This window comes from Paenibacillus selenitireducens (assembly GCF_002021565.1).
Lineage (GTDB): Bacteria > Bacillota > Bacilli > Paenibacillales > Paenibacillaceae > Paenibacillus_K > Paenibacillus_K selenitireducens.
Genome location: NZ_MSZX01000003.1, coordinates 412945 through 425230, shown reverse-complemented (window position 1 = coordinate 425230; position 12286 = coordinate 412945). Strand labels below are relative to the sequence as shown.

Sequence of the window (12286 nt, the reverse complement as noted above, 5' to 3'; positions counted from 1 at the left end):
ACTACCCGAAGAAAGGCTCCCGGGTAGCGGCGTCATTAGTTATGGGTTACAACAGCGCCAGAGCCGCCGTACATGTCCAACTCTTCATCAAATTCAAGCTTCAGAACCGTCACATGCTCCTGTGTGTCTTCCGGTGTCATATGAATCCATGTCGTCCCCGGAATGTTGAACCATGGCACGCCGCCATGAATCTCATGCGTCAATTCTTTGCCTGAGTGCATTACGGTAATTTTCTTGATCGGGTTGCACAGCCCTTTCAGGCATACATTTTCTTTTGGCGCATCATAGACAAAGAGATACAATGTCTTCTTATCTTTGGAAATGGTGCTGCCGCCTAAGTAATAGCGGGTCATAATTCCTTCTGTCGTACCGAACACCGCTTCTTCGTGGGTCCGAATCCAATCTCCAAGACCTAACAGAATATCTTCTTGTCGCTTATCAACCGTTCCGTCTTCCATCGGTCCGATATCCAGCAGCATGTTGCCGCCCAAGCTGATACAGTCACAGAACATGCGAATGATCTGGTTCAATGATTTGTATTTGTTATCGGTTGGCACATATCCCCATGACTGGTTGATTGTGGTACAAAATTCCCATGGTCCTTCCGGACGCGTAATCGGAATTCCTTGCTCCGGTGTCTTGTAATCCCCGTGCCCTTGCAACCGAGAGTTAATAATGAGATCAGGGTTGAACGATTGAAGATATTGCTTGAATGCCGGCAAATTCCATTGCTCCGCGCTGCGCTCCCAGTCTCCGTCGAACCACAGCAAATCGACTTTTCCATAATTCGTCATAATCTCGCGCAATTGGTTATTGTTGAACTCCAGGAACTTCTGCCACGTCGCTTCATCTTGAACGCCGTCTACAGGGTACGAGAACTTATTCACCGTACTCAGATCCTCTGGCACCTTGCCGCCTTCAAATACGCTTGGATAATCCGGGTGCGACCAGTCGATTAAGGAATAATACATCCCTAGTCGAATTCCTCTTTTGGTCACGGCTTCCGCGTATTCCTTGATTAGATCGCGCTTCGCCGGTGTCTTTTTCACGACGTTTAAGTCGCTGTATTGCGTATCGAACAGTGCCACTCCATCATGATGTTTGGTGGTTAGCACGGAATATTTAGCACCTGATTTTTCAATGAGATCGGCCCAATGCTCAGCATCGAATTTCGAGGCCGTAAAGCCATCCAATTGCTTCATGTAGTCTTCATGGGACATTCTCCCGTTATAGAAAGACCAAGATTCCGCAACCCCGTCTACCGCATAAATTCCATAGTGAATAAAAATCCCCAGCTTCGCTTCTTCAAACCACTTTTGCATTTTCATTTCCCCCTTTGTTTATTTCATGCGGAATACATGTGCGATTGGCGCTTGTTCTGACACGGCATTCTCCGGCATGCGAACAACGATTCCGTTCTCCGTGCGTTGGAACTGCAGGTTGTCTTGTCCACCGACGAGATCGATCCGGCTGAATTCTTGCGTAATTGGAAGGTGCACTTCCTCTTTCACCATCTCTTGCTCATCTTTGTATAGATAAAAGGCATAGGTTGTCTCTTCTTTTTGCGTAAAATGATAGTTCCCGACGGAATACGGCGCACACACGCGTGTCCCATAAATGGCTTCGCCATGAACGTTCAGCCATGCGCCCATCCCTTTGATCCGATCAATCGCCGTCTGCGATAATCTTCCGTCCGGCTGCGGTCCGACATTCAACGCCAAGTTGCCGCCTTTCGCCACGATCTCTACTAACAAATGAATCAATTGACGTACCGATTTATAGTTATCCTCATAACGGAAAGAGAACGATGTTCCCATTGTAATGCAGCTCTCCCACGGAACGTTCAGTGGACGTTCAGGCAAGGTCTGCTCCGGTGTAATGACATTCTCATAGGCTCCGCCGACCGTCCGGTCAGCTGACAGCAACCAAGGCTGCACTTCGCGCGCCTTCTCCACGACTTCGCCGAGGCGAATATCTTGGCCGCTCTGTTCGCAGACCCAACCTGCATCCAGCCACAACATTTCAATGCGGCCATACTTGGTCATGAGCTCCATAATCTGTTCATGGGTGAACTTCACGAACTGCTCCCATAGCCAAGGATATTCCTTCGGATTATACGAAGGTCCGCGCGACGTGAACGTACCGCGTTCCATGCCTGGCGCCCAATACGAAGGCGTGTTCCAGTCCGCTTTGGAGAAGTAAGCCGAGATCCCCAAGCCTTTGGCACGGAATGCATCAAATAACTGCTTGCAGATATCTGCATATTTGTGTGTATGGAACGGACAATCCGGACCTGTAACACGGTAGTCGGTAGTGTGGGTATCCCACATGCAGAACCCGTCATGATGTTTTGTCGTGAAATTCAAGTATTTGAATCCATTCTCGGCAGCCAATTCTGCCCATAATTCCGGCTGGAAGCGCACGGGATTAAAAGTCTTATTCAATCCGAAGTACTGGCGCTTCAGCTCATCTGCATCAACGTCCCAATCGATCCCGTCCCGGGACCATTCTTCATCCTTATCGCTAAGAGCCCACGATTCTACCACGCCTAGCTGTGAATAAGGTCCCCAGTGCATCATGAGTCCCAGCTTCTGATCCTTGAACCATTCAAGGCGCTCAAGCAAAAGCGGACTCTCCGGTTTTACCCATTCCTCCTCACTGCTGTAGTTATGAACCCCTTGCTCTACAACTTGCTCTTGCTCTTGTTCTGTCACATTCAACTCACTCATGGTTTACCTCCAGATGGGCGCGTTTGGCCTGTTTTTGTAAAATATAAAAACGTATAAGTTAGAACAGATACGGTGATCTCGTAGTTCGCAAGTTCCTTTTTTGACGCGAAATTATGAATCTATCGAATGCCTTTTGGAAAATATTATTTCGATTTTGTATAGCATCGACTCGTTTTTTTGGTATCATAGAATTATTCGACAAATTTCTCGTCTATGAAAATGATCATTGTCGGCTCGTTTCAAAGCTTACTTATCCATAAATTAACGTATCAACAGGATCCGGATGCTTCATCCGATGCGGATTTTAGCAACCAGAGGGAGGCCATTTGTATGAATCGGGATTATTTCAAATCCAAATTGTTCTTGAAATTTATCGGCTCTTACTTGTTCATTTTACTGATCCCACTCATTCTTGCAACCGTATTCATCTACCGTAATGCGGTTAGCAATTTACAGTCGGAGATCGAGCAATCTCACCTCAATCAACTTACACAAACCAAGACGGTCATCGACGGTCGGATTAAAGAATTGAACGACATTGCCTCACGTATTTCTTACGATGAGCGGCTAACCCCTTTCCGGGTCCATGATCCGTATGATAGCCGAGATTCGATCTTAGCGTTGAACAACTACAAAGCGACGAGCTCTATTATTGGAGAATTGTTCTTATACTACCATAATGACCCAAAAATTTATTCAACTCAAGGCATGTCCGATCTCCATGTATTCGAAGCCAATTACGGCTTCCAGAACTGGAGACACGAAGATCTTGTGAAGGAATTGAATACGGCTAAATACCCGAGCATGCGGCCTGCGGATATCGTTGTTCGCAACGGCTATCGCGAACAATCCATGCTGGCATATAACGTTCCCATCACACCGAACAGCCCTAACCCTCATGGGTCCGTGATGTACCTGATCAACGAATCTGAAATTGCGGGTCTCATTGAGTCGGTATTAGGTAACTACCGTGGATTGACCTATATTTTCGATAATAACGGCAATATCTTAACGCATAGCGGAAATGGCGAATCCCTGACGATGCAGGAAGCCAAATCTTTATTTACTTTAGCTCCAGGAATCCATAACCAGAAAATTAACGGCGAATCCCATTCCGTCGTATCCGTAAAATCCGATAAGAACGGCTGGTCATATGTGACATTAATGACAAGCGATCAATTTTTCAGCAGTGTACTGCATGTTCGCAGCTTTATCATTATCCTGTTCTTCATTATCGTGCTTGTTGGTGCAGCCATTGCGCTCGTACTCGCTAGAAGGCAATATTCGCCGATCTTCGAGCTTGTGAATTTCGCCAATGCGCAATCAGGAACGGACCGCTCTTCAGGAAATGAACTCGATCGAATCCGGACAACGTTACAGGATTACAGCTCCAGAGTAGATCTCCAAGAGCCTTATGCACGCAACCATTTTCTATCCTTGCTATTGAAATACGGCAACACCCAGAGCTTGACCCCCGATCTCCTCGAAGCTTTCGATCTCCAATTTGATCAATCGCATCACTTCGTGATGGTCATCGGATGGACGGAAGCGGAGGATCAGCAGGGCGATCTTCAAGACCGGCAAGAGATTATCCAAATGCATGCACAAATTGAGTTCCCTGAACTCGCTGCGCATGCTTACGGTGTTGAGCTCCCTCAACTGGATCAGCTTGCGCTCATTGTGAGCTTCAATCTTGGCGATGACATGCTAGAATTCTCGCATGTACGTCAAATCGTCGAGGCTACTCGCAACAATTTGCTTGAAATGTTCGATGTGATTCCGATGATTGGCGTCGGTACGTGCTATTCGAGCTTAGACCAACTGAATCAGTCTTTTATAGAAGCCTATTCCGCATATGAGATGCGTATGTCCACTGGACAAGGTACCGTGACCTTTTTCGAGAAGTTGTCTCATTCCCAAGATCAGACGGTCTGGATCGATAACAGTGTATTGCTGAAGCTCTCGCAAAGTTTAAAGCAAGGAAACGACGATGTCGCCGAGCAAATGATTCATATCGCGATTCGCGATTTGCAGACGTCCGAACTCTCTTCACTGCTCATGCGATGCGTTTGCTTCGATATTTTGAACACCATGTTGAAGACAGCTTCAGAATTGGGTATTCAGAATGTTCTGCAAGAGGTCGGACCTAACATCATGTCCGGCTCGCTTGATGAGCTTGAACGAAATTTCTTCATTCTTGCTTCTCGGATCTGCGCCCAAGTGGAGCGAAATCATAAGAAAGAAGAACATTCGCTCATGGATCAAATCGTGAACTACATTGATACCCATTACATGGATCATACGCTCAGTCTAGAGACGATTTCGTTCGAGTTTACGATTTCCCCTTCGCACCTTAGCCGTTCGTTCAAAGAGAAGGTCGGCATTAACTTCATCCAATATATTTGGCAGAAACGGGTGGAAGCGGTCATGCATGATTTGAAAACGACGAACGATCCGTTAAAAGATATCATCATGCGTGTCGGTTATCTGGATACCCCGAATTTCATCCGTAAATTTAAGAAAGAAACCGGGTATACGCCAGGGCAATACCGCCAGATGCATTCACAAACTGAAAATCCAGAGACAACGTTAAATGTAGACTAAATAGTAGCAACTTCCCGACCATGATTGAACATCATCGGGAAGTTGTTTTTTCATGATCTATAGAGCCTGATTATTTGCTAGCATTCCAACGATCGTAAGCACCTTGATAGATTTCTACGATTTTGTCGCTGCCCATTTTTTGAAGCTGAGCTTTGTATTTATCCCAGTTCGCCATGGGTTCTGCGCCTGTTACGAATTTCGCTTCCATTTGTTTCACATACGTATTCAAGTCAGATAGAAGTGCAGACACTTGAGACTGTTCATCAACGGATAGATATACGTCAGGGAAAGGAGCTTTAGCAATTGGCGTAAGCTTCGCTTCATTTTCCTTGTCAATCCATTTATCGAAGTCGCTTCTCAAGCCTAAGCTGAACGAGACATCATTAGCGCCTGGATTCAAGATACCATAGTTCGGTGTTAATGAACCTTTGTACTCTTCACGGTCTTTACCGCCTGGTACCGGAAGCCATTCTTTCACGTGCTTCTCTTTATCTGTATATTTCCACAACAGATTCTCCGGACCTTGAGAGAACAGTGTAGCGCCTTCATAACCGTAGAGGTAATCTACCCAACGCATCGAAGCCTCAGGGTTCGGGTTCGTGCTTGAAATCGCGAACGTACCGTTCGAAGATAGACCTGGGTGTTTACCATATACAGGTGTTCCTGCGATATCACTTGCTACCGGCGTCATCATCGGATTGTCTTCGCTTGGCTCACCGCCTAGTGTGAAGTAAGGGAAGTAATCGCTGAATAAAGCGACTTGATTGTTTTTACCTTTAGCTTTCTTCTGCTCGTCCGTTTGCGAGAATGTCTCGTGATCCAACAAGTTCTCGCTCCATAGACGGTTCAAGAATGTCAAGTAACCTTTGTAACCTTCTTCTTGCGGTGAGTAGTGTACTTTTCCTTCTTTGTCGGAGTAAATCACCTCATCGTACATACCCCAGAAGCCGAAGAAGTACATACGCAAATCATCCAACTTTACGGAAGTCAATGGAATTTCATCCTGCTTGCCATTGCCATTCGCATCTTCATCTTTCACGCGTTTCAAAAACGTGTAGAGTTCTTCTGTCGTAGCTGGTAATTTATCCATACCGAACTTTTTCAAGAACTTGCCGTTATACCACATCGGACCGCGATACCATACCGCAGATAAATCAATCGTGCGAAGCGCATAGATATGGCCATCTGGCGTTGTCATGGACTTACGGATGTCCGGGTGCTCGTCTAGAATTTTCTTCAAGTTTGGTGCGTAGTTATCAATAAGATCTTCTAAGGGAATAAGAACGCCTTGGCTGCCGTACGTCACTTGATCCGCAGGTTTCAAATCCGCTGCGTAGAAAATATCCGGAAGACTACCGCTCGCAAATACGAGATTTTTCTTGGTCTCAAAGCTGTCTTGCGGTGCATTCTGGAATTTCAACTTCACATTCGACAACTTTTCCATCTCTTGCAATACCGGCATCTTCTCCCAATCGGCAACCCCAACATCCGGCGCCATCATGGTCAAAGTAATCGGCTTGTCAACGATCGGGAATCCTTCTTTCTTCACATCAGAAGCTGTCGTGGACGTGCCTTCACCGTCTTTAGCTGCTTTGGAATCATTGGATGAACCACAAGCTGATAGGATCGAGATGAGCATCGTGAGGCACAACAATAGTGCCCATGGTTTACGAAACTTTTGCATTCAAAAATCCTCCCCTTTATTTTGTATATATGTTCAAAATCAGCCCTTAACGGAACCAATCATGACACCTTGGACAAAGTAACGCTGTAAGAACGGATAAACCGCAATGATCGGCAACGTCGATACGATGATAACAGCATATTTGACGAGTGAAGCAACTTCAGCTTTATTATTCAAAGCCGCTGCAGATGCTGCATCCATCGCTCCGCCTCCTTGTGCCGACATTTCTTGAAGGACGAGAATTTGACGCAAGACCATTTGTAACGGATACTTCGCTTCATCGTTCAAATAAATGAGTGCCGAGAAGTAGCTGTTCCAGTTCCCTACCCCGTAGAACAACGCCATAACGGCGATGATCGGCATCGATAGAGGTAGAATAATCTTAATAAATAATCGCATATTGGTACATCCATCGATTTGCGCAGCATCTTGTAGTTCTTTCGGAATGGAAGACTGGAAGAATGTGCGAGCCACGATAATGTTCCAGATGGACGCTGCGGATGGGAGCACGATCGACCAGACCGTATTCACCATGCCTAGGTTTTTGACGAGTAAGTAAGTTGGAACAAGACCGCCGCCGAAGAACATGGTCACCATGAACATCGCCATAAAAAAGTTACGGCCTACAAAATCTTTGCGACTCAGTGCATACGCTGCCGGCATTGTTACAAACAAGTTGATCGCCGTTCCAAGCAAGGTATAGTAAATCGTATTGGCATATCCGGTCCAAATCTTTGAATTTTCAAATACGATTTGGTACCCCTTTAGTGTAAACCCTTTGGGCCATAACCACATTTCTCCGGATCCTACATACTTAGGATCACTGATGGAAGCGCTTATCATGTAAATAACAGGATAAGCTACGATAACTAAAGCCAAAATAACATAGATATAGTTGAATATGAGGAATGCCTTATCCCGTCCAGTCTCTTTTACGCCAGAAATCATCATTCGCCTAACCCCCTTCTTCTACCATAGACTGTTCTCACTTGTACGACGAACAACCTGGTTAACGGTAATGAGCAGAACTGCATTGACAACGGAATTGAACAACCCTACCGCTGTGGAGAAGCTGTACTGCGCATCGACGAGACCTGCCCGGTATACGAAGGTTGAAATAACGTCTGAAGCTCCCATATTCAATGGATTTTGGAGCAATAATATTTTCTCAAACCCTACACCAAGTAAGCTACCCATATTTAGAATCAATAGAATGGTCATCGTTGGTACAATGGTCGGAATATTAATGTGACGCACACGTTGGAACCGTGAAGCTCCATCGATGATCGCTGCTTCATGCAACTGTGGATCTACGCCGGACAATGCCGCCAAATAAATGATCGTACCCCATCCTGCACTCTGCCACACGCCAGAGAAGACATACATTGTCTTGAACCATGCCGGATCTGTCAAGAATTGCGGTGCATCGAATCCTAACCATTCAATGATATGAATGACGATACCCGTTGAAGGAGACAAGAATGTAATAATCATACCTGCCATAACGACGACGGAAATGAAATGCGGTGCATACGTAACCGTCTGAACTAGTCGTTTGAAGAATCCATCCTTCACTTCATTAAAAGCTAAAGCGAGAATGATCGGAATCGGGAACCCGATGGCCAGATCATATAAACTGATACTTAGTGTATTCCACAGCAAGTCCCAGAAATAATAGGAGTCAAAGAACCGAACGAAATGGTCGAACCCAACCCATGGACTTCCTGTGATCCCTTTTGTGGGAATAAAGTTTTTAAATGCGATTTGGATACCGTACATTGGACCGTAGCTGAAAATTAGAAAGTAGAGAAATGCAGGTGCTATGAATAGATATAGTTCCCAGTTTTGGATAACTCTCTTCCACACTTTGTTCTTTTCTTTCTTCATCTTCGGAAGTGCACTGCCCGTTAAGATACTTTGCGTATCCTGCATAGTATCACCCCCTCCTTATCAAGTTGTTATTATTTTGTTGTTCTTCGCGATTCGCCAGAATTTGTTTTGCCAGCGCTTACATAAACCATACCCAACAACTGCCATTACCGTAAATATGTCATTTTGGTTTGGCCTTGAAACCGCGCCACTACAAGGAAAATGACATTCTTGACCCGATATGTAGATCTTGCGAATATATGTCATTCTTGTTGTAAATCCATACTTTTGACCTTCGTGCAATTTTGACCAATCGCCCCCCATCCCGTTCAAAGCCCCTCCGTTACGCGGGTTATGAGGCAATGTCAAAAATGACATGTATGCGTTTTCAATAAAATTCGAAATATATAGAAAAAGGAGTATGCGATTCCTCCTCTTGCTGCAAGTTCCCTCGCAAGCTTCGAGTCGGATCACATACTCCTCGTTTATTCTTTGCCTAACTTATTTGTAACGTTTAATGAAATCGATGGCTTTCGCGATATCCACTTCGGGGTTCTCGCCAACTTCCCGTTCAATCGTCAAATAGCCTTTGTAACCAATATCTTGCAACGCTTTGAAATACGCATCAAAATTCACATGGCCTTCGCCCAACGCCAGTTCACGATAACTCGCCCCTGTAGCAGCTTGCTCAGCGATTCGTTCATGACTCATCGGCTCATAGCCAAGTGCGCCGTACACCTCACGCGGATCAACAACACGCACACGAATACCGTCCTTCACATGCGTATGAACAATGTAGTCCTTCAAGTTGTAGACACCCTGAACTGGATCATCCCCGGTAACCATAACCATATTCGCAGGATCAAAGTTTACCGAAACGCCATTCGTGCTCAGCGAATCCAAGAATTGCTTCAAATGAGCAGACTCCTCAGGACCCGTCTCAATCGCGAAATAAGCATTCATGCTTTTCGCATACACCCCGAGTTCTTCGCAAGCCCGTTGCATGGTCTCATACACAGGATCATTTACGTCATTTGGTACGATACCAATATGTGTAGTCACGATAGGTGTCCCCAGATCAACTGCCAGATCGAGAATGCGCTTTGACTTCTCAACTTTCGCCGGATTTGCGGCTGCATCCTGAAACCCATGGCCCGCCAAATCGCCGCATAAAGCAGATACTTGCAGCCCAAGCGAATCAATATAGTCCTTCAAGTCTTTGCGCTGCGTAGATGACAGGTTCGCGGGATCCATGGCGCCGGACACGGCATAAATTTGAACGCCGTCGGCGCCAAGTTCTTTGGCCTTCCGCAGACCGTCGCGCAGGTCAAGACGCAGACTGTCAACCATAATACCAATCGGATTAACTAATTTCATGTGCGTGTTACCTCCTCTGCTTCATTTCATTTGGGACGATATTAAGCTTGGTCCCAGTATCTTTTGATATTATCCAGACCGATTTTCGTTGCTTTTTTGCACTCTTCAAGCCCTTCGAATTCTAGTGAAATATAACTATCATATCCCGAATTCTTCACAACCCGAAGCACTTCCTGCATATCAATATCGCCATGCCCTACAATAGCGCCTCTTAAATAGTTCCCGCTTGCTGTCTTGAACCATCCGTCACCCGGATTCTGATAAGAAGGTCTCAAATAGAAATCTTTCACATGGACCATGGATGCATACGAAATATTGTTCTTCACAGCCGCTACAGATTCCTCGTCTGAACACATAAAGTTACCTACATCAAGCGTCGTACGGAAGTTAGAACGATCAACCTTGTTCACCAAGATCTGTACACGATCACTGTTCTGAATAAAATATCCATGATTCTCTACGCTCGTTACGATGCCATACTGTGCCGCATGATCCGCGATCCGCGCGCACGCTGCTGCCAAGCGATCCAGTTCACGGTAGAAATTGCCGATCGAAATATCGCTGCTGTTCGCTACGTCATGGCGCATACGCTTGACGCCTAAGCGAGCTGCAACATCCACTTCAGCCATAACACGCTTAATCTCCGCTTCATATGCTTCTTCAGTTTCCGTCGCAAAATTAGCACCGATCGCATAGTTGGAGATATCAATGCCGCGAGATTGTGCTTTTTCACGAATCGCATCCGTCAGTTCAGGGTTCCCAATCAATTCGAAACCGATCGGAACGATCTCAATATGTTCGCCGCCTTGATCGGCCACCCAATCGATGACACCTAGAATATCCATTTCGCCGGACTGCATTGCACCCAATAAACTGTAAGAACTTACGCCCAGTTTCATATACTTAGCCTCTTTTCCTGATTTATGATGAATGAATTATAGTTGAACTTCTTGGCCTTTTGCCGCAGACTCATAAATTCCGCACAAGATCTTCATGATATTCAAACCATCTTCCACAGGGCTGATCGGTGTCTCTCCTGACTGAACGCATGACACGAAGTGGTTCACTTCATTACAGAACGCTTCCGTTACGTTGATGGATTTGCTATCAGTTTGCGGAGCTACGTTCAGAATCGTGTCGTATTTCTCTGTAATCATCGTCAATTCAGGCTCGATCTCCACGCCGCCTTTGTCGCCATATAATTTCACGGCAATTTCATCTTTCTTCGCATGGAGCGTGAAGCTGACATCGATCAATAAAGAGGCTCCATTCTCGAAGCGAATCAAGGCATTCGCCAAATCTTCTACGCCGTTCGTGTTGGGATCATAGTCAGCCGCTTGGTAGAAGGACAAGTTCTTGATATTCGCGCGGTTGCCTAACTTGTGATACGTGTTGCCGCTCACCGAAACCGGCTTCGGACGTCCCATCATGTACCAGCACAAATCGATGATATGCACCCCTAGATCGATCAACGGACCGCCGCCAGAGCGTTCGACGTCTGCGAACCAGCCGCCTGGGTTGCCGAGTCTGCGAATGCAGGTTGCTTTGGCATAATAGATTTCGCCCAATTCCTCCTTGTCGATGAAATGCTTCACGAGCTGCGCATTGGCATCATAACGGCGAACAAAGCCGACTTGCAGCGTTTTGCCTGTCTCGCGCACAGCGTCTTGCATAGCAATAGCTTCTTCAACCGTGCGGCATAGCGGTTTCTCTACCAATACGTGCTTCCCAGCGCGCAATGCAGCAATACTGATCTCCGCGTGCGTGTTGTTCCACGTACAAATGCTAACCGCTTCCACTTCCGGATTTGCCAATAGATCATGATAATTTGTATATACATTTGGAATCTGATATTGCTTGGCTTTTTCTTCTGCACGTTGTTGGTTCAAATCACAGATGGCATACAATTCAGCTTCATTATTTTTCGCATAGGCTTGCAAATGCATATCGGAAATCGAACCCGCTCCGATAATCCCAATCTTCTTCTTACTCATAACGTTGTTACCTCCTATATATAGGTGAA

At 45.8% G+C, this 12286-nt stretch carries 9 protein-coding genes; 1 reads left to right on the top strand and 8 read right to left on the bottom strand.

All coding sequences use genetic code 11. The features are described from left to right. Positions 1-35: 35 nt before the first annotated feature. Both BVG16_RS09750 and BVG16_RS09745 read right to left on the bottom strand, forming a co-directional pair. Positions 36-1322 (bottom strand): alpha-L-fucosidase, encoded by a 1287-nt coding sequence (locus tag BVG16_RS09750; RefSeq protein WP_078498354.1) that lies wholly within the window; start codon positions 1320-1322, stop codon positions 36-38. Positions 1323-1340: 18 nt separating this feature from the next. After that, complete coding sequence (locus tag BVG16_RS09745) at positions 1341-2729, bottom strand: alpha-L-fucosidase (protein WP_078498353.1); 1389 nt, start codon at positions 2727-2729, stop codon at positions 1341-1343. Positions 2730-3059: 330 nt separating this feature from the next. Here BVG16_RS09745 and BVG16_RS09740 point away from each other — a divergent pair, with 330 nt between their 5' ends. Then, positions 3060-5333, top strand: a complete 2274-nt coding sequence (locus BVG16_RS09740) for a helix-turn-helix domain-containing protein (protein ID WP_078498352.1) — start codon at positions 3060-3062, stop codon at positions 5331-5333. A gap of 70 nt (positions 5334-5403) precedes the next feature. On the opposite strand, the gene BVG16_RS09735 is transcribed toward BVG16_RS09740, so the two are convergent. The 6 genes from BVG16_RS09735 to BVG16_RS09705 form a co-directional block, all read right to left on the bottom strand. Then, complete coding sequence (locus BVG16_RS09735) at positions 5404-7017, bottom strand: extracellular solute-binding protein (protein WP_078498351.1); 1614 nt, start codon at positions 7015-7017, stop codon at positions 5404-5406. Positions 7018-7056: 39 nt separating this feature from the next. Further along, on the bottom strand, positions 7057-7965 hold the full coding sequence (locus tag BVG16_RS09730; protein WP_078498507.1) for a carbohydrate ABC transporter permease: 909 nt from the start codon (positions 7963-7965) through the stop codon (positions 7057-7059). Positions 7966-7986: 21 nt separating this feature from the next. Further along, positions 7987-8949, bottom strand: coding sequence for an ABC transporter permease (locus tag BVG16_RS09725; protein WP_078498350.1), 963 nt, complete (start codon positions 8947-8949; stop codon positions 7987-7989). Between the two features lie 438 nt (positions 8950-9387). After that, complete coding sequence (locus BVG16_RS09715; protein WP_078498348.1) at positions 9388-10263, bottom strand: sugar phosphate isomerase/epimerase family protein; 876 nt, start codon at positions 10261-10263, stop codon at positions 9388-9390. 41 nt (positions 10264-10304) lie between these two features. Continuing rightward, complete coding sequence (locus BVG16_RS09710) at positions 10305-11162, bottom strand: sugar phosphate isomerase/epimerase family protein (RefSeq protein WP_078498347.1); 858 nt, start codon at positions 11160-11162, stop codon at positions 10305-10307. Positions 11163-11198: 36 nt separating this feature from the next. Continuing rightward, a complete protein-coding gene (locus tag BVG16_RS09705) occupies positions 11199-12257 on the bottom strand; it encodes a Gfo/Idh/MocA family protein (protein ID WP_078498346.1) in 1059 nt (352 codons plus the stop codon). Positions 12258-12286 lie beyond the last annotated feature (29 nt).